Origin of the sequence: Janthinobacterium sp. 344, from assembly GCF_900112025.1 — a bacterium.
In the GTDB taxonomy this organism is placed as follows: Bacteria; Pseudomonadota; Gammaproteobacteria; order Burkholderiales; family Burkholderiaceae_D; genus Janthinobacterium.
The window spans coordinates 118,305-144,166 of record NZ_FOKL01000011.1; the positions used below are offsets into that span (position 1 = coordinate 118,305).

The 25,862-nt window shown below is 64.4% G+C and carries 24 protein-coding genes; 17 read left to right on the forward strand and 7 right to left on the reverse strand.

Going from position 1 to position 25,862, the window contains the following annotated elements:
* Nucleotide 1 precedes the first annotated feature (1 nt).
* From BM193_RS24400 to BM193_RS24420, 5 genes are all read left to right on the forward strand, one after another.
* Complete coding sequence (locus BM193_RS24400) at nt 2–1,792, forward strand: acyl-CoA dehydrogenase C-terminal domain-containing protein (protein ID WP_092801854.1); 1,791 nt, start codon at nt 2–4, stop codon at nt 1,790–1,792.
* A 14-nt stretch (nt 1,793–1,806) separates the two neighbouring features.
* Nucleotides 1,807–4,218, forward strand: a complete 2,412-nt coding sequence (locus BM193_RS24405) for a 3-hydroxyacyl-CoA dehydrogenase/enoyl-CoA hydratase family protein (RefSeq protein ID WP_092801851.1) — start codon at nt 1,807–1,809, stop codon at nt 4,216–4,218.
* Nucleotides 4,219–4,229: 11 nt separating this feature from the next.
* The gene (locus tag BM193_RS24410) at nt 4,230–4,727 is read left to right on the forward strand and encodes a PaaI family thioesterase (RefSeq protein WP_254786400.1); all 498 of its coding nucleotides are present in this window, start codon (nt 4,230–4,232) and stop codon (nt 4,725–4,727) included.
* A gap of 69 nt (nt 4,728–4,796) precedes the next feature.
* Entirely contained in the window at nt 4,797–5,993 is a 1,197-nt protein-coding gene (locus BM193_RS24415) for an acetyl-CoA C-acyltransferase (protein WP_086140278.1), read from the forward strand.
* A gap of 194 nt (nt 5,994–6,187) precedes the next feature.
* On the forward strand, nt 6,188–6,967 hold the full coding sequence (locus BM193_RS24420) for an enoyl-CoA hydratase (protein WP_092801848.1): 780 nt from the start codon (nt 6,188–6,190) through the stop codon (nt 6,965–6,967).
* Here the strand turns inward: BM193_RS24420 and BM193_RS24425 are convergent.
* A complete protein-coding gene (locus tag BM193_RS24425) occupies nt 6,964–7,563 on the reverse strand; it encodes a TetR/AcrR family transcriptional regulator (protein ID WP_175533405.1) in 600 nt (199 codons plus the stop codon). The two genes, BM193_RS24420 and BM193_RS24425, sit on opposite strands and share 4 nt — an antisense overlap.
* A gap of 43 nt (nt 7,564–7,606) precedes the next feature.
* On the opposite strand from BM193_RS24425, the gene BM193_RS24430 reads away from it, so the two are divergent.
* Complete coding sequence (locus BM193_RS24430) at nt 7,607–8,170, forward strand: dihydrofolate reductase family protein (protein ID WP_092801845.1); 564 nt, start codon at nt 7,607–7,609, stop codon at nt 8,168–8,170.
* Here BM193_RS24430 and BM193_RS24435 read toward each other — a convergent pair.
* A complete protein-coding gene (locus tag BM193_RS24435) occupies nt 8,131–8,934 on the reverse strand; it encodes a metallophosphoesterase (protein WP_092801841.1) in 804 nt (267 codons plus the stop codon). The genes BM193_RS24430 and BM193_RS24435 overlap by 40 nt on opposite strands.
* A gap of 143 nt (nt 8,935–9,077) precedes the next feature.
* On the opposite strand from BM193_RS24435, the gene bla reads away from it, so the two are divergent.
* From bla to BM193_RS28885, 3 genes are all read left to right on the forward strand, one after another.
* Nucleotides 9,078–10,034 (forward strand): subclass B3 metallo-beta-lactamase, encoded by a 957-nt coding sequence (gene bla / locus BM193_RS24440; RefSeq protein WP_092801838.1) that lies wholly within the window; start codon nt 9,078–9,080, stop codon nt 10,032–10,034.
* Nucleotides 10,035–10,311: 277 nt separating this feature from the next.
* Nucleotides 10,312–11,520 carry an RtcB family protein gene (locus BM193_RS24445; protein ID WP_092801835.1) on the forward strand — a complete coding sequence of 403 codons (1,209 nt, stop codon included), beginning with the start codon at nt 10,312–10,314 and terminating at the stop codon, nt 11,518–11,520.
* 11 nt (nt 11,521–11,531) lie between these two features.
* The gene (locus BM193_RS28885) at nt 11,532–11,705 is read left to right on the forward strand and encodes a hypothetical protein (protein WP_166449047.1); all 174 of its coding nucleotides are present in this window, start codon (nt 11,532–11,534) and stop codon (nt 11,703–11,705) included.
* Here BM193_RS28885 and BM193_RS24450 read toward each other — a convergent pair.
* Complete coding sequence (locus BM193_RS24450; protein ID WP_092801832.1) at nt 11,702–12,505, reverse strand: metallophosphoesterase family protein; 804 nt, start codon at nt 12,503–12,505, stop codon at nt 11,702–11,704. The genes BM193_RS28885 and BM193_RS24450 overlap by 4 nt on opposite strands.
* Before the next feature lie 47 nt (nt 12,506–12,552).
* Nucleotides 12,553–13,458 carry a LysR family transcriptional regulator gene (locus BM193_RS24455; RefSeq protein ID WP_092801829.1) on the reverse strand — a complete coding sequence of 302 codons (906 nt, stop codon included), beginning with the start codon at nt 13,456–13,458 and terminating at the stop codon, nt 12,553–12,555.
* Nucleotides 13,459–13,577: 119 nt separating this feature from the next.
* On the opposite strand from BM193_RS24455, the gene BM193_RS24460 reads away from it, so the two are divergent.
* Together BM193_RS24460 and BM193_RS24465 are read left to right on the forward strand one after the other, a co-directional pair.
* Nucleotides 13,578–14,444, forward strand: a complete 867-nt coding sequence (locus BM193_RS24460; protein ID WP_092802181.1) for a pirin family protein — start codon at nt 13,578–13,580, stop codon at nt 14,442–14,444.
* Nucleotides 14,445–14,540: 96 nt separating this feature from the next.
* A complete protein-coding gene (locus BM193_RS24465) occupies nt 14,541–15,242 on the forward strand; it encodes an isochorismatase family protein (protein WP_217638519.1) in 702 nt (233 codons plus the stop codon).
* 5 nt (nt 15,243–15,247) lie between these two features.
* On the opposite strand, the gene BM193_RS24470 is transcribed toward BM193_RS24465, so the two are convergent.
* On the reverse strand, nt 15,248–16,009 hold the full coding sequence (locus BM193_RS24470; RefSeq protein WP_092801826.1) for a substrate-binding periplasmic protein: 762 nt from the start codon (nt 16,007–16,009) through the stop codon (nt 15,248–15,250).
* A gap of 135 nt (nt 16,010–16,144) precedes the next feature.
* Between BM193_RS24470 and pnuC the strand changes: the two genes are divergently transcribed.
* Both pnuC and BM193_RS24480 read left to right on the forward strand, forming a co-directional pair.
* Complete coding sequence (gene pnuC / locus BM193_RS24475; protein ID WP_092801823.1) at nt 16,145–16,747, forward strand: nicotinamide riboside transporter PnuC; 603 nt, start codon at nt 16,145–16,147, stop codon at nt 16,745–16,747.
* Between the two features lie 330 nt (nt 16,748–17,077).
* Entirely contained in the window at nt 17,078–19,636 is a 2,559-nt protein-coding gene (locus BM193_RS24480; protein WP_092801820.1) for a TonB-dependent receptor, read from the forward strand.
* 25 nt (nt 19,637–19,661) lie between these two features.
* On the opposite strand, the gene BM193_RS24485 is transcribed toward BM193_RS24480, so the two are convergent.
* Nucleotides 19,662–20,465 carry a response regulator transcription factor gene (locus tag BM193_RS24485; protein WP_092801817.1) on the reverse strand — a complete coding sequence of 268 codons (804 nt, stop codon included), beginning with the start codon at nt 20,463–20,465 and terminating at the stop codon, nt 19,662–19,664.
* Between the two features lie 404 nt (nt 20,466–20,869).
* Here BM193_RS24485 and BM193_RS24490 point away from each other — a divergent pair, with 404 nt between their 5' ends.
* The 4 genes from BM193_RS24490 to BM193_RS24505 are packed head-to-tail and all read left to right on the forward strand — an operon-like array spanning nt 20,870 to nt 25,499.
* Nucleotides 20,870–21,334, forward strand: coding sequence for a Csu type fimbrial protein (locus BM193_RS24490; protein ID WP_254786407.1), 465 nt, complete (start codon nt 20,870–20,872; stop codon nt 21,332–21,334).
* Between the two features lie 11 nt (nt 21,335–21,345).
* The gene (locus BM193_RS24495; RefSeq protein WP_254786401.1) at nt 21,346–22,080 is read left to right on the forward strand and encodes a fimbrial biogenesis chaperone; all 735 of its coding nucleotides are present in this window, start codon (nt 21,346–21,348) and stop codon (nt 22,078–22,080) included.
* Between the two features lie 42 nt (nt 22,081–22,122).
* The gene (locus tag BM193_RS24500; protein WP_092801811.1) at nt 22,123–24,498 is read left to right on the forward strand and encodes a fimbria/pilus outer membrane usher protein; all 2,376 of its coding nucleotides are present in this window, start codon (nt 22,123–22,125) and stop codon (nt 24,496–24,498) included.
* Entirely contained in the window at nt 24,498–25,499 is a 1,002-nt protein-coding gene (locus BM193_RS24505) for a Csu type fimbrial protein (protein WP_092801808.1), read from the forward strand. Before BM193_RS24500 ends, BM193_RS24505 begins: the two co-directional genes overlap by 1 nt.
* Here BM193_RS24505 and BM193_RS24510 read toward each other — a convergent pair.
* Nucleotides 25,496–25,732, reverse strand: a complete 237-nt coding sequence (locus BM193_RS24510) for a hypothetical protein (RefSeq protein WP_139176312.1) — start codon at nt 25,730–25,732, stop codon at nt 25,496–25,498. The genes BM193_RS24505 and BM193_RS24510 overlap by 4 nt on opposite strands.
* Nucleotides 25,733–25,862: the final 130 nt, after the last annotated feature.

Genomic DNA, 25,862 nt, shown 5'->3' on the forward strand with positions numbered 1-25,862 from the left:
TATGGGTCAATACGTCGCGCCAATCCGGGATATGCAATTCGTCCTGCATGAGTTCCTGCAAGTGGAAGAAGAACTGAAGCAAATGCCGTCGTACGCCGACGTCGACGCCGACATCATCAACCAGGTGCTGGAAGAGGGCGGCAAATTCACTTCCGAAGTGCTGTTCCCGCTGAACCACTCCGGCGACCGCGAAGGCTGCCACCACGACCCTGTCACGAAAAATGTGACCACGCCGAAAGGTTTCAAGGAAGCCTACAAGCAGTACGTCGAAGGCGGCTGGGCGGCCTTGGCCTGCGATCCGCAATACGGCGGCCAGGGCTTGCCTGTCGTGCTGAACAATTCGTTCTATGAAATGCTGAACTCGTCGAACCAGGCCTGGTCCATGTACCCTGGCCTGTCGCACGGCGCCTACGAGTGCCTGAAGGAACACGGCACCGACCATCAGAAGGAAGTCTACCTGCCGAAGCTGGTGTCGGGCGAATGGACGGGCACCATGTGCCTGACCGAACCGCACTGCGGCACCGACCTGGGCCTGCTGCGCTCGAAAGCGCTGCCTGAGGCGGACGGTTCCTGGACCATCACCGGCAACAAGATCTTCATCTCGGCCGGCGAGCACGACATGGCGGAAAACATCCTGCACCTGGTGCTGGCCCGCGTGCCGGACGCGCCGGAAGGCTCGAAGGGCATCTCGCTGTTCCTGGTGCCGAAATTCCTGCCGAACGCCGATGGGACGCCAGGCGAGCGCAACCCGATCACCTGCGGCGCCATCGAAGAAAAAATGGGCATCCACGGCAACTCGACCTGCCAGATGAACCTGGACGGCGCCAAGGGCTGGATCATCGGCCAGCCGAACAAGGGCCTCAACGCCATGTTCGTCTTCATGAACGCGGCCCGCCTGGGCGTGGGCATGCAGTCGCTGGGCCTGACGGAAATCGCCTACCAGAACGCGCTGATCTACGCCAAGGACCGCACGCAAATGCGTTCGCTGTCCGGCATCAAGAACCCGGAACTGCCGGCCGACCGCATCATCGTGCACCCTGACGTGCGCCGCATGCTGTTGACGGGCAAAGCCTACGCCGAAGGCGCGCGCGCCTTCACCTCGTACGTGGCGCTGCAGATCGACCGCGAACTGCACCACCCGGACGCCGACGTGCGCAAGGAAGCGGCCGACGAAGTGGCGCTGCTGACGCCCGTCATCAAGGCTTTTATTACCGATAACGCCTGGATCGCCACCTCGGACGCGATGCAAGTGTTCGGCGGCCACGGCTACATCTCCGAATGGGGCATGGAGCAGTATGTGCGCGACGCGCGCATCAACATGATCTACGAAGGCACGAACACGATCCAGTCGCTGGACCTGCTGGGCCGCAAGATCCTGGGCGACAACGGCGCCAAGCTGCGCAAGTTCGGCGAAAAGATCAAGGCTTTCGTCGAAGACAACGGCACCGATGAAGCGATGAGCGAATTCGTCACCCCACTGGGCGATTTGGGCGACAAAGTCACCAAGCTGACCATGGAAATCGGCATGAAGGCCTTCCAGAATCCTGACGAAGTGGGCGCGGCCTGCGTGCCTTACCTGCGCGTCGTCGGCCACATGATCTACAGCTACCTGTTCGCGCAGATGGCCAAGATCGCCCTCGAAAAAGAGTCCAGCGGCGACACGTTCTACACCGCCAAACTGGCTACCGCACGTTTCTACTTCGCCCGCTTGCAGCCTGAAACGGCAACCCTGATCCGTCAGGCGCGCTCCGGTTCGGCCAACCTGATGGCACTCGACGCAGACCTGTTCTAAGACTTGAGGAAAATATGACCAATTTCATCGTTAAAAAAGTAGCCGTCCTCGGCGCCGGCGTGATGGGCGCGCAGATCGCCGCCCATTGCATCAACGCGAAAGTGCCGGTCGTGCTGTTCGACCTGCCGGCCAAGGAAGGACCAAAGAATGGCATCGTGCTGCGCGCCATCGAGAACCTGAAAAAGCTGTCGCCTGCGCCGCTGGGCAACAAGGATGACGCCGCGCTGATCCAGGTGGCCAACTACGAAGACAACCTGGACCTGCTGGCCGGTTGCGACCTGATCATCGAAGCCATCGCCGAGCGCATGGACTGGAAACACGACCTGTACCAGAAGGTGGCCCCGCACATCGGCCCGAACGCGATCTTCGCCTCGAACACCTCGGGCCTGTCGATCACCAAGCTGGCCGACGGTTTCGACGCCGACCTGAAGTCGCGCTATTGCGGCGTGCATTTCTTCAACCCGCCGCGCTATATGCACCTGGTCGAGATCATCCCGACCGCGTTCACCAAGCCCGAGATTGCCGACCAGCTGGAAGGCTTCCTGACCACCACCCTGGGCAAGGGCGTCGTGCGCGCCAAGGATACGCCGAACTTCATCGCCAACCGCGTGGGCGTGTTCGGCATCCTGGCCATCGTGCATGAAGCGGAAAAATTCGGCCTGTCCGTGGACGTCGTCGATGACCTGACGGGCTCCAAGCTGGGCCGCGCCAAGTCGGGCACCTTCCGCACGGCGGACGTGGTCGGCCTGGACACCATGGGCCATGTGATCAAGACCATGCAGGACTACCTGCCGAACGATCCGTTCGCCGCCGTCTACAAGACGCCGGAAGTGCTGGCCAAGCTGGTGGAAAAGGGCGCGCTGGGCCAGAAGAGCGGCGCGGGCTTCTACAAGAAGGTCGGCAAGGAAATCCAGCGCCTCGATTTCGCCACCGGTGAATACGTGGCCGGCGGCGCCAAGGCGGCCGACATCATCGCCCGCATCCTGAAGGAAAAGGATCCGGTCAAGAAGATGAAGGCGCTGCGCGAATCGACGAACCCGCAAGGCCAGTTCCTGTGGGCGATCTTCCGCGACGCTTTCCACTACATCGCCATCCATTTGGACACCGTGGCCGACAATGCGCGCGACATCGACTTCGCCATGCGCTGGGGCTTCGGCTGGAACGTGGGCCCGTTTGAAACGTGGCAGGCATCGAACTGGCTGCAAGTGGCCAACTGGGTCAAGGAAGACATCGACGCCGGCCATGCGCTGTGCAACGCGCCGCTGCCAGCCTGGGTCTTCGAAGGTCCGGTCGCCGAGAAGGGCGGCGTGCACACGCCGGAAGGTTCGTATTCCGCCGTGTCGAACAGCTTCGTGCCCCGTTCGACCCTGTCCGTCTATGACCGCCAGCCATTCCGCGCGCCCGTTTTTGGCACCAACTTGGGCAGCGGCGCTGCCGACCCCAAGACCGCCGGCACCACCGTCTTCGAAGACGAATCCGTGCGCGTCTGGCATACGGGCGACGACGTCCTGATCATCTCGTTCAAGACCAAGATGCACGTGATCGGCGAAGGCGTGATCAACGGCCTGAAACTGGCCCTGGCCGAAGCGGAGAAGAATTTCAAGGGCCTGGTGATCTGGCACGCCGACGCAGCCGAAGGCGGTGCCTTCTCGGCCGGCGCCGACCTGCAATCGGCCCTGCCGGCCTTCATGCAAGGCGGCGTGAAAGCCGTCGATCCGATCATCGCCGAACTGCAGAACACCTTCATGTCGCTGAAATACGCGAACGTGCCGGTGATCGCCGCGGTGGCGGGCCTGGCGCTGGGCGGCGGCTGCGAACTGGCGCTGCATGCATCGAAGCGCGTGGCCTCGATCGAGTCCTACATCGGCCTGGTGGAAGTGGGCGTGGGCCTGATTCCTGCCGGCGGCGGCTTGAAGGAAGCGGCGCAGCGCGCCTACAAGGAAGCCAAGGGTAACGATATCCTGCAATTCCTGAAGACGGGCTTCACCAATGCGGCCACCGCCAACGTGTCGAAATCGGCGCTGGAAGCGAAGAAGATGGGCTACCTGAAGGAAGACGACGTGATCGTGTTCAACGCCTACGAGCTGCTGCACGTGGCCAAGGTCGAAGCGCGCGCCATGTTCGACGCGGGCTTCCGCCCGCAACTGCCTTCGCTGATCCAGGTCACGGGCCGTTACGGCTGGGGCACCATCAAGGCGCAGCTGGTCAACATGCGCGACGGCGGCTTCATTTCGGCGCACGATTTCAAGCTGGGAGAGATGATCGCCGAGATCGTATCGGGCGGCGACGTGGACCAGGGCAGTTTCGTCAGCGAGCAGTGGCTGCTGGATATGGAACGCAAGGCATTCCTGGAGCTGTTGAACCATCCGAAAACCCAGGAACGGATCATGGGCATGATGCAGACCGGTAAGCCGGTCCGCAACTAAGCACAGCGTCGATGACGATCCTGTCCCTCGTATTTACAGTACTGCTGCGCGTGAGGCCAAGCATGGTGTATGACCGTATCAAACAACAGATGATGGACACCTTGCCCTTCGTGCGGCTGCTGGGGATCAGCATCGACGAGATCGGCGCCGGCACCTCCAAGGTGTCGCTGCCGGACGATCCCAAACTGCATAATCACCTGGGCACGCAGCATGCGGGCGCCTTGTTTACCCTGGCCGAAACGGCTTCCGGCGCGGCCATGGCTGGCGGCTTCGCCGAGCTGATATTGGGCTTGCGCCCGGTGGCCAAGGAGTCGCGCATTCAGTACCAGAAGGTGGCCCGGGGCGCGACGCGCGCCGAAGGCCGGGTACCGGGCGACTTGGCGGCCTTGAAGGCGCAGCTGGCGCAGGATGGCAAGGTGGCGTTTCCAGTGGCAGTCGATATTTTCGATGCCGAAGGCACGCTGGCGGCACAGGTGACGGTGGACTGGTATCTGTCGCAGAAGCGATAAGAGATTACCTGAGCCACCCCGGACATTCGACAGAACACGAACCTCGTTCAACATCTTTGAAAGAACAAAATGAGCAAACAACTTCAAGACGCGTACATCGTCTCTGCAACCCGCACCCCGATCGGCAAGGCGCCGCGCGGCATGTTCAAGAACACCCGCCCGGACGACCTGCTGGTGCGCGTGCTGCAATCGGCACTGGCGCAAGCGCCTGGCCTCGATCCTGCCTTGATCACCGACGCCATCATCGGCTGCTCGTTCCCGGAAGCGGAGCAGGGCTTCAACATCGCGCGTAACTCGGTGCTGCTGGCCGGCTTGCCGAAAACCGTGGGCGGCGTCACCGTCAACCGCTACTGCGCCTCGGGCATCACGGCCATCGCCATGGCGGCCGACCGCATCCGCGTGGGCGAAGCCGACGTGATGATCGCCGGCGGCATTGAATCGATGTCGATGGTGCCGATGATGGGCCACCATCCATCGATGAACCTGGACATGTTCAGCGACGAGAACATCGGCATGGCCTACGGCATGGGCCTGACGGCCGAGAAAGTGGCGCAGCAATGGAAAGTGTCGCGCGAACAGCAGGACGCGTTCTCCGTCGAATCGCACCGCCGCGCTATCGCCGCGCAGCAAGCCGGCTTCTTCAAGGCCGAAACGACGCCAGTGGAAATCATCACGCGCACGCCGAACCTGGCCACCGGCCAGGTGGACGTGAGCCGCCGCACCGTCGACACGGACGAAGGCGCGCGCGCCGATTCGTCGATGGAGTCGCTGGCCAAGCTGAAGCCGGTCTTCGCCGCCAAGGGTACCGTCACGGCCGCCAACAGCTCGCAGATGTCCGACGGCGCCGGCGCGCTCTTGATCGTCAGCGAAAAAATCCTGCGCGAGCACAACCTGACCCCGCTGGCGAAATTCTCCTCGTTCGCCGTGCGCGGCGTGCCGCCGGAAATCATGGGCATCGGTCCGAAATTCGCCATTCCGGCAGCGTGCGCCGCGGCCGGCATCACGCAAGACCAGCTGGACTGGATCGAGCTGAACGAGGCGTTTGCCGCGCAAGCCTTGGCCGTGATCGGCGACCTGGGCCTGGACCCAGCGAAGGTGAACCCGATGGGCGGCGCGATCGCCCTGGGCCACCCGCTGGGCGCCACCGGCGCCATCCGCGCCGCCACCGTGATCCACGCGCTGCAGCGCACCAAGCAGAAGTACGGCATGGTGACGATGTGCGTGGGCGCCGGCATGGGCGCCGCAGGCATCTTCGAACGCGTCTGATGACACCTGGCATAAGCTACTGCGCGTTGCGATTCGCGGCCTGCGATGCTCACTGTGCGTTTGCACAGCTGCGCGTCTCGGCCACAACTCGCTGCCGCTCGCTACGCTTCTGCCAGGCGTCGTGACGTCAGATTAGATTAGTCAAAACTTGGGCGCTGGGGATACCTCGGCGCCCTTTATCTTTTGGAGACGACATGGATATTTTGTGCAGCACGAGCGAGGGCATCCTGACCCTGGAATTCAACCGCCTGGAACGCAAGAATGCGATCACGGGCGCCATGTACCAGACCCTGGCCGACGCGCTGGTGGCGGCCGAGACGGACGATGCCGTGCGCGCCATCCTGATCTGCGGCAAGCGCGAAATTTTCACGGCCGGCAACGACCTCGATGATTTCATGAAGACGGCGCGGCCAAGCGACGGTTCGCTCGACCATGACCGTCCCGTATTCCAGTTCATGCGCGCCCTGTACGGCAGCAGCAAGCCCGTGGTGGCGGCCGTCTCCGGTCCCGCCATCGGCATCGGCACGACCTTGCTGATGCACTGCGACCTCGTGTATGCGGCCGACAACGCCAGCTTCTCGATGCCGTTCACGCAGCTGGGCCTGTGCCCGGAATTCGGTTCCAGCCTGCTGCTCACGCAACTGGCCGGCTACCCGCGCGCGGCGGAAAAGCTGATGCTGGGCGAGTCCTTCCCGGCGCAGGAAGCGCTGGACATGGGCCTGGTGTCGAAGGTCGTGCCCCTGTACGACCTGATGACGTTCGCCCAAGGCCAGGCGGCCAAGCTGGTGGCATTGCCCGCCGCGTCGATCCGCGCCACCAAGCGCCTGATGAAGCAAAGCCGCATGGAGCCGATGAAGGCGGCCATCGCCGACGAAAACAAACTGTTCAGCGCCATGCTGGGCGGCGCCGAGGCGAAGGAAGCGTTTACGGCGTTCTTCCAGAAGCGCAAGCCGGATTTCAAGCAGTTCAATTAAGCGCCTGCCTGGCCGCTGGCCAGCATCCCGGCCAGGATCAGGCCGACCGAGGCGTGCCAGTGCGTCTCGCTGGCCGGCCTGCCCGCCAGCGCATAGCCGTGCAGGAAGTCGACGAGCGCATCGCGCCCGCGCAGCCGGGTTTTTTTATCCAGGCCGAGGCCATCGACGGCCATCTCGAACAGCACCGTAAACCGCTCGGCCACGTCGGCTTGCGTCACCAGGCCGCGCGCCATCAGGCGCACGAAATACGGCGTGGCGCTGACCCGTTCCAGGTACAGCGCGCACAGCGCCAGCAGGCGGCGCTGCGGTCCCTGGCGTTGCGTAAACGGCGGCTGGCGCGGATCGAGCGCGGCAAAACGCTGCGCCATCAAGGCCAGCAATAACTCTTCTTTTCCCGCGTAATAGTGGTACACGGCCATGGCATCGACGCCCAGGCGCTGCGCCAGCGCGCGCATGGAGAACGCCTCGCCTTGCTCTTCCAGCAGGGGCAATGCCGCCTGCAGGATAGTGGCGCTGTCCAGCGCGGGTGCGGCGCGGCGCGGACGCCCTGCGCGGCGCATGCCAGGTTCGATGGCTTGAAGTTTTGCGGTTTTCATGGGCATAATTCTACACTGTAGAATTAAATCAAGGAGCACACCCATGCGAAAAACTTTTGTCAGCGTCTTTCTCGGTACCAGCATCGATGGCTGCATCGCGGGAGAAAATGGCGACCTGTCCTGGCTGGCCGAGCTGGCGCCCGACTCGCCCGAGGCCACCGGCTACGCGGCCTTGATGGCGCAGGTCGATACCCTGCTGATCGGCCGCAGCACCTACGATGCCGTGCTGGGTTTCGAGCCGTGGCCGTATGCGGGCAAGCGCGTGGTGGTCTTGAGCCACCGCGACTTCACGCCGCGCCACGGGGAGCAGCGCCGCGAGGGGAGCATCGGGAAGGTGCTGGCGGCGCTGGCCGCCGAAGGCTGCCGCCACGTATATCTCGATGGCGGCGCCGTGATCCGCGCGGGCTTGCGCGAGGGCGCCATCGACAGCCTGACCTTGTCCGTATTGCCCGTGGTGCTGGGCAAGGGCGTGCGCCTGTTCGAGGATGGCTTGCCGCGCAGCGACTGGCGCCTGGAGGGCACGCGCCAGCTGCCCAGCGGCGTGGTACAGCTGCGTTACGGAAAACGTCAAGCCATGGTGGCCAGGTCGACGATAAAGCCGGAATGAAAACGTTCATTTTCCGGCGTGCCATCGGGGCGCTTGTAGCCGCAGGGATTGCAGACCACGCGGCACTTGCCTAGCGAGTAGTCGAGCGAGGCGTGCATGTGGCCATGCACCCACAGGTCGGCCTGCGCCACCAGCGCGTCCAGCTGCGAGGCAAACGCGGGCGAACCGAGGTTGTCCGCATACTGCTCTTCCACCGACAGCATCGATGGCGCCATGTGCGTGATGACCACCGTCTTGCCAGCGAAGGGCTCGGCCAGCTGGGCCGACAGCCAGGCCTTGTGCCGCCCGTGCAGCCGCGCCGTGTCGGCCGCGCACAGCAGGCGCGGCGCGTCGCCGCCCGTGCTGATGCGCTTGTAGTCGGGCATGTAGGCTTGCGCCGCATTCAGCGCTTCTTCCTGGCGTCCGGCGCCGAACAATAAAAAATCCGTCCACAGCGTGACGCCGAGGAAGCGCACGCCATCGAGCGTCACGGCGTCGCCGTCGAGCAGGCGGATGTTCGCGCCCTGCGCATTGGCGCTGCCACAGGCGTCGCGCACGGCATCCTGCATCTGCTCCAGCTGGTGGCCATAGCCTTCGTGATTGCCATGCACGTACAGCACGGGCAGGGCGCCAAACGTGCGCGCGGCCCAGGCGATGGCGTTGCTGCCCGTGTCGATGTCGCCGGCCAGGATCACCACGTCGGGACGGCTGGCGGCAAGGTCGATGGCGGGGGTGTCGTTACCCCAGACTTCCAGGTGCAGGTCGGACAGGATCAGCAAACGCATGGCGAGAGGGCGACTAAGCGCGCGGCAGTGGATGGACCCCTATCGTAGCGCAAACGGACTGCTGCGCGGCGATCCGCTTGACCGCGCGTGGCTGCCGACGTTACCCTGTGGCATCGTTTATCGTCACGCACCCCTGGAGCCCCATGCCGTCATTCTTTCTTCCCACGACCTTGTTGGGCATTGCCCTGGCCGCCACGCCGCTGCTCTCTTTCGCGCAGGCCGCGGCGCCCGCCCTTGACCCCCTGACGCAGCCGATCGCCTCGCCCTATGCGGCGCAGTGGAACCGCCCGCAGCAGCCGGCGCGCATCCATGGCGACACGTATTACGTGGGCGTGGGCGGCTTGAGCGTGGCGCTGATCCACACGCGCGACGGCTTGATCCTGATCGACGGCGCGCTGCCGCAATCGGTGGCGGCCATCAAGGAACATATCCTCGAGCTGGGCTTTCGCCTGGAAGACGTCAAATTCATCTTGAATACGGAAGCGCACTTCGACCATTCGGGCGGCATCGCCGCGCTGGCGCGCGACAGCGGCGCGCAAGTGGTCGCCAGCCCGCTGGGGGCGCAGGCGCTGCGCGCGGGCTCGGTGCTCGCCATGGATCCGCAAGCGGGTGAAATCGATCCCATGCCGGCCGTGGAGAACGTGCGCGAGATCGCCGATGGCGAAACCCTGCAACTGGGCGAGGTGACCATCACGGCGCGCTACACGCCCGGGCATACGCCGGGCAGCACCAGCTGGACCTGGGTATCGTGCGAGGATGCAGAGCGTCAGGACTGCCTGAACGTGGTGTTCGGCGCCAGCCTCACGCCGGTGGCGGCCGACGATTTTCATTACCTGGGCGATGACCGCCATGCTGACCTGACGCCGGCCTTCCGCCGCGTCATGCAGGACTTCGCCAGGCTGCCCTGCGATATCCTGATCTCGGCCCATCCCGACCATTCCGGCGCCGATGAAAAACTCAGGCGCTTGCTGGAAGGCGCCACGCCGAATCCCTTCATCGATGCGCAGGCCTGCCGCGATTACGCGGCCAAAAATGAAGCCAAGCTCGATGCCCGCATCGCGAAGGAAAAAGCTGCGGCCGGCGAGGCTGCGACAAAATAACAACGTTGGCGTCTTCGCCATGAAAAGGGATTGACGCACTGCAGCATAAGGTGCAGAATCATCGTCCGAAGTGCAGATTAACCCAACAACAGAAAGGAAACCCATGTTCGAGCAGGCTGGCAGCAAGTACTACCACTAGCCCCGTGCATGACGCTCGGGGCCATCGGCACATTGCCGATCCCGAGCCGGTGTCCTTCAAAACCCCGGTGAGGAAACTCGCCGGGGTTTTTTGGTTTACCAGGACCCCGGCATAACGACAAGACCAAGGAATACCGTTATGCCCATTCATCAGACATTGCGCGGCGCCCAGGTGCCCGTGCATATTTTTACCGACGATATCGACGCGCAGGCGCTGCGCCAGTTGCACCATATCGCCAGCCTGCCCATCGTCCATCCGCATGTGGCGGCCATGCCTGACGTGCATGCCGGCATCGGCGCCACCGTCGGCAGCGTGATTCCCACGCGCGGCGCCATCATCCCGGCCGCCGTCGGCGTCGACATCGGCTGCGGCATGAATGCCGTGCGCACGACCCTGACGGCCAGCGACCTGCCCGACAACCTGGCGCGCCTGCGCAGCGCCATCGAAGCGGAGGTCCCTGTCGGCTTCGAGCAGCACGAATGGAGCCGCGTGCAGGGCTCGCGCCAGGCGCGCGCCGTGCGGCCCCTCGGCGACCGCCTGGCGCACATCGTCGAGCGCCACCGCGGCATCGCCAAGATGCTGCGCCAGTTCGAGCGTACGTGGATCTGCCAGGCAGGCACCCTGGGCGGCGGCAATCACTTCATCGAAATCTGCCTTGACGAGGAACAGCGCGTGTGGATCATGCTGCATTCGGGTTCGCGCGGCATCGGCAACGTGATCGGTCGTTACTTTATCGCTGCCGCGCAGAAGGACATGCGGCGCCACCAGCTGCAGCTGCCGGACGCCGACCTGGCGTACTTCAGCGAAGGTTCCACGGTCTTCGACGACTACGTGGAGGCGGTGGACTGGGCGCAGGATTATGCGCTGCTCAACCGCAGTGAAATGATGCGCCGCGTGCTCGACGTGCTGGCGAAGTTTGCTCCGCCGTTCCGGCTGGATGGCGAAGCGATCAACTGCCATCACAACTACATCGCGCGCGAAACGCATGGCAATGAGGATTTGTATGTGACGCGCAAGGGCGCCATTTCGGCGCGGCAGGGCGAGCTGGGCATCATCCCCGGCAGCATGGGGGCGCGCAGCTTCATCGTGCGCGGCAAGGGCAAGCCGGAATCGTTCTGTTCCTGTTCGCATGGGGCGGGGCGCAGCATGAGCCGCAGCGAGGCGAAGCGCCGCTTCAACCGTTTCGACCTCGCCGAGCAGACGGCCGGCATCGAGTGCCGCAAGGATGGCGGCGTGGTCGACGAGATCCCGGCCGCCTATAAAAATATCGACGCCGTCATGGCGCACCAGAGCGACCTGGTGGAAGTGGTGCATACCTTGCGCCAGGTCGTCTGCATCAAGGGCTGAAGGGAGCAAGCATGAAGATCAAAGTGAAAGCCACGCCCAAGCCGCGCAATCCGCTGGTGGCGGCCGCCAGGCTGCGTGGCGGCGCCGGCGCGCACCAGTCGGAGGCGTCGCCGCGCGCGGCGCGCCGGGCCGGCAAGCACCGCCTGCAGCAATGGCTGGCGGGCCGGCTGAAGGCCGACGATTAGCTGGCCGGCAGCTCGACGATGAAGTCCGGATCGAAAGCCGGATTCTGTGGCGTGCCGGCGCGCGTCTTGTAGCCGCACGGGTTGGAAACGACGCGGCACGCGCCGATGCGGTAATCGCGCGAGGCGTGGATGTGGCCATGCACCCACAGGTCCGCCTGCGCGGCCAGTTCGTCCAGGCGCGAAGCGTAGGCGGGCGCGCATCCTTCGCTGCCGTAGGCATCGTCGACCGATTGCAGCGACGGCGCCATGTGGCTGATGACCACCGTGCGGCCATCGAACGGCAGCGCCAGTTCGCGCGCCAGCCAGGCTTTTTGCTGCGCGTGGAACATGGCCGTATCGGCCGCGCGCAGCTTGCGAAAGCCCATGTTGGCCAGGCGGATGCGCTGGTAGTCGTTCATGACGGCTTCCGCGTCGCGCATGGCGGCCTGGCGCGTGTCGTCGCCCAGCAGGCGGAAATCCGTCCACAGCGTGGCGCCCAGGAAGCGCACCTTGCCGCCGGCAGGGTCTGCAAGGACGTGCGTGGCCGCGTCGAGAAAATGCACGTTCGGCGTGGCGGCGCAGGCCGCGCGCAGCTCCTGGCGCACCTTGTCGAGGTGGTGGCCATAGCCTTCGTGGTTGCCGTGCACGTACAGCACCGGCAGGCCCGCAAACGCGGTCGCGGCCCACGCGACGGCGCGCGACCCCGTGTCGATGTCGCCGGCCAGGATGACGGCGTCGGGACGGCTGATGGCCAGGTCGCCGCGCGGCGCGTCATCGCGCCATAGCTCGTGGTGCAGGTCCGAGAGTATCAATAAACGCATGCGGTTTTCCAGGCGCAGGGAGAGACTGCCATCCTACCTGAAAGGACTCACTCTTCCTGCAGCGCGGCGAAAGCGTGCGCCAGGTGGTCGATCAGCATGCGCACGGCCGGCAGCAGGCCGCGCCGCGACGGAAAGACGGCGTGGATGATTTCGCGCTGCGGCCGCCATTGCGCCATCAGCGGCAGCAGGCTGCCGTTGGCCACCTGCTCGACGATCAGCATGGTCGGCAGCTGCACCACGCCCACGCCGGCCACGGCCGCGTCGCGCAGGGCCAGCATGTCGCCCGTGACGAAACGTGGCGCATGGCGCAGCTGCGCGCGCGCGCCATCGGGGCCATATAAATCCCACTGGTAATGCTGCTGCGGCGTGCCCAGGGCCAGGCTGGGCCAGTCGGCCAGGTCGGCTGGCGCCGTTGGCCTGGCAGCGTCGCCGAACAGCAGCGGGCTGCCCACCATGCACTGGCTGCGCTCGGCCAGCACGCGCAGCACCAGGTCGCTGTCGGGCAGCGGCGGCGGGCGCACGCGGATGGCCACGTCGATGCCTTCTGCCACCAGGTCGACGCGGCGGTTGGTCGCTTCCAGCAGCACCGTCACTTGCGGATGCGCGCGCATGAAGCTGGCCAGCATGGGCGAGACCAGCGACTGCAGCAGGGCGATGGGGCAGGACAGGCGCACCGTGCCGCGTGGCGTGGCACGCGTCAGTTCGATGGCTTCCTGCGCCGCTTCCGCCTCCACCAGCATGGCCTTGCAATGCTCGTAAAACGACTGCCCCACGTCGGTGACGGAAAAGTGCCGCGTCGTGCGCTGCAGCAGGCGCACGCCGAGGCGCTCTTCCAGCAGCGCGATGCGCCTGCTCAGCTTGGATTTCGGCATGCCCAGCGCGCGCCCGGCCGGCGCGAAGCCGCCGTGGTCGACCACCTGCACAAAATAATACAAGTCATTCAGGTCCTGCATGCCGCCTCCTTGATCGTTCCATATTTGGAACGCTGATGGCCTATTTTACCGTCTACCGCCTTCAGCGTTGCAAGCGTATTCTGTATCCATCGCAGTTCACATCATTCAAGGAGATCGAGATGAAACAAATCACCGGTATCTACAGCGCACCGCGCCAGCACTGGGTCGGCGACGGTTTCCCCGTGCGCTCGATGTTTTCGTATAACGGCCATGGCAAGCAGCTGAGCCCATTCCTGCTGCTCGACTATGCCGGCCCCGCCGAATTCGCGCCCGGCAGCCGCCCGCCCGGCGTCGGTTCGCATCCGCACCGCGGCTTTGAAACCGTGACCATCGTCTACAAGGGCGAAGTGGTGCACCGCGATTCGACGGGCCAGGGCGGCGTGATCGGCCCCGGCGACGTGCAATGGATGACGGCCGGCGCCGGCATCCTGCATGAGGAGTTTCACTCGCCTGCCTTCACGCAGTCGGGCGGCACCCTGGAAATGGTGCAGCTGTGGGTGAACCTGCCGGCGAAAGACAAGATGACGGCACCCGGCTACCAGGCCATCACCAGCGACACCATTCCTACCGTGGCGCTGCCGGACGGCGCGGGCTCCGTGCGCGTGATCGCCGGCGAGTTCGCGGGCCAGCAGGGACCGGCCCGCACGTTTTCGCCGATGCAGGTGTGGGACACGCGCCTGCAACAGGGCAGCGTGACGGAATTGCCCGTCACGCCGGGCTGGAGCACGGCGCTGATCGTGTTGCACGGCACGCTGCTGGTCAACGGCGAGAGCGTGGTGCGCGAGGCGCAGATGGCGCTGTTCGAGCGCGATGGCGACAGCATCAGCATCGAGGCGAACAACGACGCCGTGGTGCTGCTGCTGAGCGGTGAGCCGATCGATGAGCCTATCGTCGGCCACGGTCCCTTCGTCATGAACAGCGAAGCGGAAATCGTGCAGGCGTTCGAGGATTTCAACAGCGGCCGCTTCGCCCGCATCGCGCAGTAATTTGTGCAGCAGGCAGTAAGCAGCAACCCGTGCCGCATCCCGCGGCATGGGCATTCATTACGGCGCCGCCGGGCGGCGCCATTTCAGGAGACCACCATGAGCACCCCCGCCAACTTCCAAGGTTTGCCACCGATGATCGATCCCGACGACGCCGTCATGCTGCTGATCGACCACCAGAGCGGCTTGTTCCAGCTGGTGCGCGACATCGAGCAGCACGTGCTGCGCGGCCACGTCACGGCGCTGGCCAAGCTGTCGCGCCTGGCCAACATGCCGACGTTTACCACCGCCTCCGTGCCGGACGGCCCGAACGGCCCCCTGATCCCGGAAATCCACCATTTCAATCCGGACGCCGTGTACATCGCGCGCACGGGCCAGATCAACGCCTGGGACAATCCGGCCTGGGTCGAGGCGATCGAAAAGACGGGCCGCAAGACCCTGCTGATCGCCGGCACGCTCACCAGCGTGTGCATGGCCTTTCCCACCATCAGCGCGCTGGCGGCCGGCTACAAGGTGTTCGCCATCATCGACGCCTCGGGCAACTGGTCGAAGATGGCCACCGATATCACCATGGCGCGCGTGACGCAGGCCGGCGCCGTGCCGATCGATACCTATGCCGTGCTGGCCGAGGTGATGAGCACCTGGAACCGCGCCGACGCGATGGAGTTCGCCGCCATCATGACGGACCACATCGTGCCGCCATACCGGGCGCTGATCGAAAGCTATGACAAGGCGCAGGGCGTGCAAAAGCACGGCCGCGAAACCAGGCTGGAGATCCTGGAAGGGGCCGGCAAGGCCTGATCGCCTTACGGCGTGTCGTAGCGGGCGCGTATCGCCGCCAGCGCGCCGCGCTGTTCCAGGCGCGTGATGGCGGCGTTCAGGCGCGCCAGGTCGGCCGTGCTGGTGCTGTGCGCATTGAGCATCAGGTGCACGGGCGCGCGCAGGGCGAGGAAGGGCAGGGTGGTCAGGGCGACGCCCTGCTGGCGCGCTTCATGGCGCACGGCCAGCACGTCGCCCATCAGCAGATCGGCGCGGCCCGCGTCGAGCATGCGCAATCCCTGCTGGAAGCTGCCGAAGGTATTCAGGCGGCCGTCCTTTTCCAGCGCGGGGCGGGCCGCCGCATACGGGGCGCCATACCAGCCCACCTTGGGCGCCAGCAGGGTCGCCTTGCTGCGCGTGAACTGGGCGAAGCTGCCGATCTGGCGCACGCCGGCCGCATTGCCAGGTTTGCTGAACAGGCCGACGGCCTCGTCGCGGTAGGCGATGGAAAAGCGTGCATACGACTGGCGCTCCGACGTATCGGAGGCGGCGGGCAGCATGTCCAGCTTCCCCTTCTCGAACAGCAGCTGGCGCCGCGCCGTTGGCAGTTCGGGCAAGGTGACGAGGGTGCAGTGCGCTTCCTTGAAGATGGCGCGCAGCAGTTCCAGGTCCAGCCCCGTATAACTGCCCTGTGCGTCGCGGTACAGATACGGCGGCCATTGTTCCAGCGCCATCGTCATGCGGCAGGCCAGGGTGGGCAGGGCGCTGCCGAGCAGCGTTGCCGCAAGCAGCACGTGGCGCAAGCGCATGGAACATCTCCGCAGTGGTTCAGGGTTACTGGCTCCAATTTGCCAGAATGGCCACGAAAGTCAAGGATTGCCTGCCTGGCTGGGCGCATCAAATGGGCTATAGTGGCGGCGTGCCTTCATTCAAAGGAAACCCGCTTGACTCCCCCGCTCGAAATCGCCGCCAATGTGCTGATGACCGCTTCCATCGTCCTGGCTGGCCGCAACAACATTCATTCCTGGTGGATCGGCATCGTCGGCTGCGTGCTGTTCGCCGTGCTGTTTTACCAGGTCAACCTGTACGCCGACGTGCTGCTGCAGCTGTTTTTCATCGTTACCTGCGTCATCGGCTGGCTGCAATGGCGGCGTGGCGCGGCGGGCCAGCCATTGCCGATCACGCGCACGGGCTGGCGCAGCCTGGCCTGGATCGTGCCGGCCGGCATTGCCGCCGTCGTCATCTACGGCATGCTGCTGCACCGCTGGACGAATGCGTATGCGCCTTTCATCGATTCGGCGGTGTTGGTATTTAGCGTCATCGCCCAATTCCTGCTGATGAGCCGGCGCATCGAGACGTGGGCGTTCTGGCTGCTGGTCAACACCGTGGCCGTGCCCTTGTACTATAGCCGCGGCCTGCACCTGACGGCCGTGCTGTATGCGGCTTACTGGTTCAACGCGCTGCTGTCGTGGTACTGGTGGCGCGTGCAGGCGCGCCGCGCGGCGGTGACGCCCGTGGCTGCGGGGGCGGCCATCGCCGACGCTTGATGTTGCTAAATATCAAGCCCTTAGATTCAAATCGTATATACATTCAATTTTAAATTCGTTCACGCCATAAAGACACCGCGATATAGTGGAATTTCTCCGCTTACCGGTGTTTTTTATGTTGCGTTTTATCCTTTCTGCCTATTTTTACGCCACCCGGCATCAGCTGACCATGCAATGCATGGCGCAGTGGATGCCGATGCGTGGCCGTCCACGCATCCCGTAAGTTCGTAACACCCCCCGTCGTCGTCTGCCCGCTGGCCTATCCGGTCCGCGTGCCCCCGCTCGGCCCTTTTTATCTGAAAAGGGCGGCAATCCCAATAAGAGGAAACCATGTTCCAACCACTCGCCATCAGTCTTGCCATCGCCGCCGCCTTCCCCAGCTTCGCTCACGCCGAAGAGGACATGCTGCGGGTCAACGTGACCGGATCGAATATCCGCGTCAGCGAAAAAGAGGGCGCCAGCGCCGTGCAGGTCATCACCGCCAAGGAATTGAAAGCCAGCGGCAAGACCAGCGTGGCCGACGTGCTGCGTTCGATTTCCGCCAATAGCGGCAACAGCTACAACGAGCAATACACGGGCAGCTTTTCGGCCGGCACGTCGGGCTTGTCGCTGCGCGGCATCGGCCAGAAAAATACCCTGATCCTGGTGAATGGCAAGCGGGTGGCCAGCTATGCCACGGCGCAAAACCTGCAGGAGACCTTTGTTGACCTGAACAGCCTGCCGATGGCGGCCGTGCAGCGCATCGAAGTGCTCAAGGATGGCGCCTCGTCGGTCTACGGCTCGGACGCCGTGGCCGGTGTCGTCAACATCATCCTGTACCAGGAATTCACGGGCACGGACCTCACGGCGCAGTGGGGCGGCTCGACCGAAGGCACGGGCCAGCATGAAAAGAGCGCGGCCCTGCAGACGGGCTTCGGTAAGCTGGAGGAAGACGGCTACAGCCTGGTCTTCTCGATCGACGCGCAGCAGCGCGACAAGCTGCAGCAAAGCGACGTGGCGTGGATGCGCGATGCGGATTTCCGCAACCAGCAGCGCGGCAGCCTGGGCTGGGTAGCCACCAATTATGCGGGCAGCGATCCCACGCAGATCCTCGGCGGCGTGCGCGGACCGCTGCAACTGGTGCCGTACAGCGCCATCAATCCGGATGGCGCGGGGCAAGTGCTAGCCTACAACCCGTCGCCCTACAAAACCCTGATTCCCGGCATCCAGCGCGTGCATACGGCCGCGCGCGCCACCTTCAAACTGAACGCGGACACGCAAGCGTACGTCGACTTGCTGCACAGTTATTCGCGCGCCGACCAGACCTTCAGCGCGCCGCTGACGGTCAACAGCGCCACGCGCGTGTGGAACAACGCCACGCAGGCGCTCGACACGATTCCCGTGGTGCTGCCCGTGGGCCACCCGAACAATCCCGGCGCCACGCCCCTGCCGTTCACGGCCACCCTGTTCGACCTGGGCCCGCGCCTGAAGCAGGACAAGGTCACGTTCTACCGCGCGCTGGCGGGCGTCAAAGGCACGCTGGCGGGCTGGGACTGGGATGCGGCCGTGGGGCACTCGAGCAGCAAGCTGGAGGAAACGGTGCAGAACTTCGTCAACCGCTACGCATTCCAGCAAGTGCTGGCCGACGGCAGCTACAATTTCTTCGACCAGTCGCAAAACAGCGAAGCGGTGCGCAACCGCCTGCGCCTGTCGACCCTGCGTCCGGCCGAATCGACCCTGGACACCGTCGATTTTTCGGCCGCGAAAGACCTGTGGCAGCTGCCGGCCGGTCCGCTGGGCTTTGCCGCCGGCGCCCAGTGGCGCCGCGAAAAGATGGATTCGCAAACCTCGACGGCCGTGCTGTCGGGCACGGAACTGCGTCCGGCCATCAACATCATCAACGGTTCGCGCGACGTGTCGGCCCTGTTTGCCGAATTCAACGTGCCCGTGGTGAAAGATCTGTCCGTCAACGTGGCGGGCCGTGCCGACCATTACAGCGATTTCGGCAATGCGTTTTCGCCGAAAGCCAGCGCCCGCTACCAGGCGGCGCCGTGGCTGCTGGTGCGCGGCACCGTCTCGCGTGGCTTCCGCGCGCCGTCCTTGCCGGAAATCACGCAAAGCACGGCCGTCAGCTATGTCAGCGTGCTCGATCCGAAGGACCCGATCACGCCCACGCAGACGCGCGGCGTGACGGCCATCACCATCGCCAATACGGCACTGCGCCCGGAGCGCTCGAACAACCTGAACCTGGGCGTGGTGATCTCGCCCACCAGCAGGTCGAGCATCGGCCTCGATTACTACCGCATCCGGCAGGATGGCGTGATCGGCACGGAAAGCGCCACCACCACCATCGCCAACGAGGCGTCGGCGCCGCAAAAGATCACGCGCGATGCCGATGGCCGCATCACCACCCTGTACCGCCAGTACCGCAACCAGGGCCAGCGCGAAGTGTCCGGCATCGACCTGGACCTGCGCCAGCGCTTCGTCGACCAGGACTGGGGCAAGCTGACCCTGGCCGGCCAGCTGAGCCGCGTGCTGCGCTTTGCCGAGCCGCTGTCCGATGGCGCGTCGCTCACCGACGGCGCCGGCACCAATTATTTCGGCTCCATCCCGAAATGGCGCGGCGTCAGCTCGGCCACGTGGGAGCAGGGCAAGTGGTCGTCCACGCTCACCTGGAATTACGTGGGCAGCTATGCGCAAAACACGCATCTGGATGAGTCGGTGGCCGCCTTCAGCACCTTCGACGTGACCAGCAGCTGGCAGGTGACGCCGGCCGCGAATGTCACCTTCATCGTGCAGAACCTGGCCAACAAGCGCGCGCCGTGGGATTACTCGGCCTCGGGCTTCGACTATACGCAGGCCGATCCGCGCGGACGTTTCGCGTCGCTCAAGCTGAACTACAAGTTCTAGGTAATCCTCAGGAAATTATTGTAAATTAGTGCCCGTTTGATACCTGCCGCCCCGCCTGCTCATGCAGGCGCTGGCGGTAGGCGCTGGGCGTGACGCCCATGCGTTCGCGGAAGGCGGTGGCGAAATTGCCCGCGTTGTGAAAGCCGATCAGCAGGGCGACATCCTGCACGTCGATGTCCGTCTGCTGCAGCAATTCCACGCCGCGCGCGATGCGCGCTTCGCGGATGAAGGCGAACACCGTCATGCCCGTCTGCTCGCGGAACATGAGGGTGAGTTTTTCGCGGTAGGTGCCGACGCTGCGGGCGATCTCGGACAGGTTCGGCAGGCTGCCCATGTTGTCGAGGATGAGTTGTTTGACGGCGTTCACGAAGACCAGGTCGGGATGCTTCTGCGGTTCCGTCACCGCGGCCACGACGGGCAGGGTACTGTTGCTTCTACGCATCAATCCCAGGTGGATATGGATGCGCGCGGCCAGTTCTTCCGGCGTAAACGGTTTCGAGATGTAGTCGACGCCGCCCACCTGCAAGCCCATGATGCGCTCCTTGGCCGCATCGGCGCCGCTGAGAAAAATCACGGGGATCGGCTCCGTCTCCGGGTTGGCCTTGAGCAGGCGGCACGCTGTGTAGCCATCCATTTCAGGCATGCGCACGTCGAGCAGGATCAGGTCGGGATGCGTGGCCAGCGCCAGCTGATAGCCCTGGTAACCATTGAAAGCGATGCTGAAACGATACGGCTGCTCGCTCAGCAGCTCCATCAGCATGCGCTGCTCGAACGCGGAATCGTCCACGATCAAGATGTTTTTTTTGATGGTTTCGCTGGTCAGTGGCATGGCATGGATGACTTAACCAAAAAGCAAGTTGTGGCTTATTATGCCTCGATTTTCCTTTTTTTTCTGCTTTTCTCGTGTTTCAAAAGATGTTTCTCCGCAAGAAGAAGCGGCGATTTTTTAGATCGCTAATAATCGAAGCGTACATTGATTTAAAGCAATGTCGATTGTAAAAAAATATGGTTTGCAATCGAGGCAAGTGGCAGTCCCAAGTGGATCGACTCCTTAGCGATGTATGTGTTGTCCTGGTTTGCGTGCCCGAGAAAACGCCGGCAATTCCGTGACTATCCTCAGTGCCCTCATAGCAAGGGCCCGTTCATGATGTTTCATCATCCGGAGGTTTTATGTTACGCGTCAAATTTTCCCCTTTCGCCGCAGTGGCCGCCGCCGCTGTCCTTGCCGCCAGTATGCCCGCCACCGGCAATGCCGCCGTGTATTCGAATGGCACCAACACGACGACATTCGACGTCACCCTGAAAATCATCGCCAACTGCGTGATTTCGGCGCTGCCACTCGACTTCGGTCAAACTCAGGGTGTACTGGCTACTGCCGTTAACGTCAATACGACCGTGAACGTCACGTGCACCAATACCACGCTGTATAACGTGGGCCTAAACGCGGGCACGGGGACGGGTTCCGTCGGCACGACGCGCTATCTGAGCGGTACGGGCGCCAACACGGCGACGGTACAGTTCAATCTGTTCCAGGCCGCCGGCGCCACCGTCTGGGGCAATACCCAGGGCACGGATACGTATGGCGGCACGGGCAACGGCACCTCGCAGCCCATCACCGTGTACGGCCAGGTACCGCCGCAAAGCACGCCCATGCCCGATACCTACAAGTCGACCATCACCGCCACCGTCTACTTCTAGCCGGAGCGCCCATGACGTTGCGCCATGCCTTCCTGTCCTGGCCGCTGCTGGCAATGCTGTGCAGCGCGCCATGGGCCGGCGTGGCCGCCGCCAACCTGCAGATTTCACCGGTAACGCTCACCATGCGGGCCGAGCAGACATCGGCCGGCATCACCTTGCAAAACCTCGGTGAGGCGCCGCTGTTTGGCCAGGTGCGCGTGTTCGTGTGGGACCAGGCGAATGGCGAGGAAGCGCTGCTGCCGACGCAGGAACTGGTGGCCAGTCCGCCCATCGTGGAAATCGCCGCCAGCAGCCGGCAAACCATCCGCCTCGTGCGCACCCAGGCCGGGCCATCGGCACAGGAGCGCACGTATCGCGTGCTGATCGACGAAGTGGGGCGCGATGACGACCCGGCCCGCAGCGGCGTGGATATCCGCCTGCGCTATTCGGTGCCCGTCTTCGTGCTGCCCAGCGGCACGCCAGGCAAGGAAATACTGGACTGGCAAGTGTTTCGCAAGGATGGCGAATGGATGATGCGCATCAAGAACAACGGCAACTTCCATGCGCAGATCGGCAGCATGGCGCTGGCCAACCAGGCCGGCAAGGAGTTTGCCGTCAGCAAGGGATTGTTTGGCTATGTGCTGGCGGGACGCATGCGCGAATGGCGCCTGCCCGTCGCCAGGGACGCTGCGCTCGAAGGGCCGCTGGCGATTAACGTCACCGTCAATGCAAAGGCGATCGTTGCCCGAAACTCGACCCCACCTTGAACATTGCCGGCATGGCGCGCGCCTGCTTAACCGGGTTACACCATGAAATGGTCGCTCACTTGGCAGGCTTGCCCGATGCTGTTGCTGGCCATCCTGCCATGCGCGGCGCAGGCGGAAGGTGCGGCCGAGGCGGCGATATCGGGTGCCGTGTCGGGCGCCGACCCGGGGCCGGCCAGCCTGCCGCGCGATCCGGCGACACCGAATGAACTGTATCTGGAGGTCATCGTGAATGCAGAAGCAACGGGACTGATCTTGCGCTTTACCCAGCGGGGTAAAGGCTTGCTCAGCAGCGTGGAGAACTTGCAACAGCTGGGACTGGACCCGGCGCGCTTCGTCGCGCCTGGCCAGACCGAGGTGGCGCTCGACGCGATCCCGGGCCTCGCCTATGACTACGATGCGGCGCGCCAGAGCCTGTCGCTGCGCGTGGCCGACAGCCTGCGCGCGCCGTTCATGGTCAGCGCCCGTTCCAGCAGCCGTCCGCCGCCGGCGCAAGTCACGCCCGGCGCCGTGCTCAATTACGAGGTGTATGCGGAACTGGGCCAGTCGCGCCGCACGGCCGTGTTCAATGATTTTCGCTATTTCAATGACAGTGGCGTGTTCAGCAATACGGGCACCCTGAACGCGGGCGCGGGCCGGCGCCAGTACATGCGTTTCGACACCTTCTGGAACCATTCCGATGCCGAGACCCTGGAAACGTGGCAGCTGGGCGACCTCATTTCCGGTGCGCTGACGTGGAGCCGCGCCGTGCGCATGGGCGGCGTTCAATGGCGCAAGAATTTCCAGCTGCGCCCCGACCTGCTGACCTTTCCCGTCGCCTCGGTCGACGGTTCGGCCGTCGTGCCATCGTCGCTGAGCTTGTATATCAATGGCGTGCAGCAATATTCCGCCAGCGTGCCCAGCGGTCCTTTCGTGCTGAACCAGGTGGCCGGCATCAATGGCGCGGGGCAGGCCACCGTCATCACGCGCGATGCGCTGGGCCGCAGCGTGGCGATGACCTTGCCGCTGTACGTCGACACACGCCTGCTGGCCAAGGGCTTGACCGACTACTCCATCGAAGCGGGCGCCCTGCGGCGCGAGTATGGCCAGCGCGTCTTCGATTATGAAAAGAAACCCGTGGCCAGCGCCACGGGCCGCTACGGCGTGAGCGACAGTTTCACGCTCGAAGGCCACGGCGAGCTGGGACCTGGCGTGCTCAACGGCGGCGGCGGCGTGCTGCTGCGCCTGGGACAGTCCGGCGTCGTCAATGGCGCGCTGGCCGTCAGTACCGGCCACAGCCGTGGCGTGCAGGCCAGCGCCGGCTACCAGTACCTGGGGCCGCGCTACAGCGTCGATGTGCAAAGCGTGCGCGCCAGTGGCGGCTATGGCGACCTGGCCTCGCGCGATGGCAGCCCCGTGGCGCGCGCCGCCGACCGCGCCTCGCTGAACCTGGCCTTGCCGGCGGGACAAAGCGTCAATCTCAGCTATATCGCCTACCGCACGGCGGGCCTGCCTGTCTCGAAGATCGCCACCGTCGGCTATTCGGCCACCCTGTTCCATGGCGTGTTCATCAATGCCAGCGCCTTCCAGGATCTGCGGCAAAGGGAAAAACGCGGCTTTTATATCGGCCTGAGCATGGCGTTCGACAACAATATCGCCCTGAGCGCCAATACCAGCCGGCAAAATGATGCCGACAGCCGCAGTGTCTCCGCCCAGCAAAGCGCGGACTTTGGCGGCGGTTTCGGCTGGGCCGTGCAGTCGGGCACCTCGGGCGGCTCCGCGTATCGCCAGGGGCAGGTCGATTACCTGGGCAACGTCGGCCGCGTCACGGCGCGCGTGCAGACGAATGCCATGAGCAACGCCGGCTCGCTCGGCGCCGCTGGCGCGCTGGTGCTGATGGATGGCCACGTGGCCGCCGCGCGCCAGGTGGGCAATGGCTTTGCGCTGGTGTCGACGGGCGGCGTGGCGGACGTGCCCGTGCTGCATGAAAACCGCCAGATCGGCGTGACGGGCGGCAGCGGCTATCTGCTGGTGCCGAACCTGAATCCGTATGGCAATAACCAGATCAGCATCGGTACCGACGAGCTGGATGTGGATGCGCGCGTGCCCGTGACCAATATCAACGTGGTGCCGCGCAGCCTGTCCGGCGTGCTGGCCGCGTTTCCCGTCGAGCGCTACAGCGCCGCCACCATCATCGTGCAGGGCGCCGACGGCAAGCCGCTGGCGACGGGCTTGCCCGTGCTGCACGTGCAAAGCGGCAAGCGCACGGTGGTGGGCTTCGACGGCCTGACCTTTGTCGACGAGCTGAGCGCGGAAAACGAGTTGCGCATCGGCGACAGCGACAGCCAGTGCTCCGTGCGCTTTGCGTATGCGCGCCCGGCAGGCGGCGGCTTGCCCATGCTGGGCCCGTTGACCTGCGTGGCCGCGGGGGGAGGGCGATAATGCGCCGCCTGCTGCTGTGTCTGATCGTCCTGCTCGGTTGCGCCAGTGGCGCGGCGCGGGCCGACACGTGCACGGTGAGCATGACCAACATCGATTTCGGCAACATCAGCCCCATTTCCGGCACCGATTACACGGCGCAGGCAACGGGGACCTTCAGCTGCCTGTTTTCCTCGCTGAACCTGGGGCAATTGCTCACGCCGAATGCGCAGGTCTGCATTTCGCTGGGCGTGGACGGCAATTCCACCACGGCCACGCCGCGCAAGCTGGCCAACGGCACCAGCCGCATGGAATACAACGTGTACGTGGATAGTAGCTACGCGCCGGCGAAGATCTGGGGCGGCACCGCCGTCACGGGCGCGCCGTCGACCTTCGCGCTGACCCTGTCGGCCGGCTTGCTGGCTCCGCCCGGCACCTATTCCATGAACTTTACCGTGTACGCCAAGATCCCGGCCGGCACGGCGCTGGCGGCCGTGCCGACGGTGGCCAATGCCAACACGGTGTACAACGCCAGCTTCGCCGGCCTGGGCACCTACACCTACACCACGTATGGCCTGATCAACCTGTTCGGCTGCACCGTCAACAGCGGCAGCTTCGGCTTTACCGTCAAGGCCACGGCCGTCAACGACTGCACCATCACGGCCACGCCGATGGCGTTCGCCAACGCCAGCATCCTGACGGGCAATTTGCGCAGCACCAGCACCCTGTCCGTGCGCTGCGTGAACAACAACGCGTATCAGATCGCGCTCAACGGCGGCACCGTGGCGGCCAATGTGGCAGGCCGGAAAATGAAAAATGCGGCAACGACGGAAACCATCGGCTATCGGCTGTCGGCCACCCTGGACGGGGCCCTGTGGGGCGACGGCACGGCAGGCACCAGCATGGTGACGGGGACGGGGACGGGCGCCAGCGCGCCGGTGACGATCTTTGGCCGGGTGCCGGCACAGACGTCGCCGTCGCCCGGCGACTACAAGGATACGGTGACGGCGACGATTTATTTTTAGAAGGTAACGGTAACGAGGCCGGCGCCCGACGGCGTGGCTTGCTGCAGCAGCTGGTAGGGCGTGTTGTGGCGGCAGTGCACCTGCGCCAGCGCGCGCTGCGTGCTGACGCTGCAGACGTCGTGGATGACGAGCGTGGCCTGGAACGATGCGGAAGAGACGGTACCGGCGGTGGTGGTCTGGCAAAGCGTGAGGGCGAACAGGGCGGGCAGTACGGCAAGCTTCAAAGGAGTCATCGTGAACGCATCTGGCAAAGAACGGGCGTGGTCAGCAACGCCGCATGGCATGGCTGACACCGTTTTTCGCACCGGGATTGGGGGAACTGAACGAACCATGATTGTACTTGAACAAGAAAAGTGTGAGTTT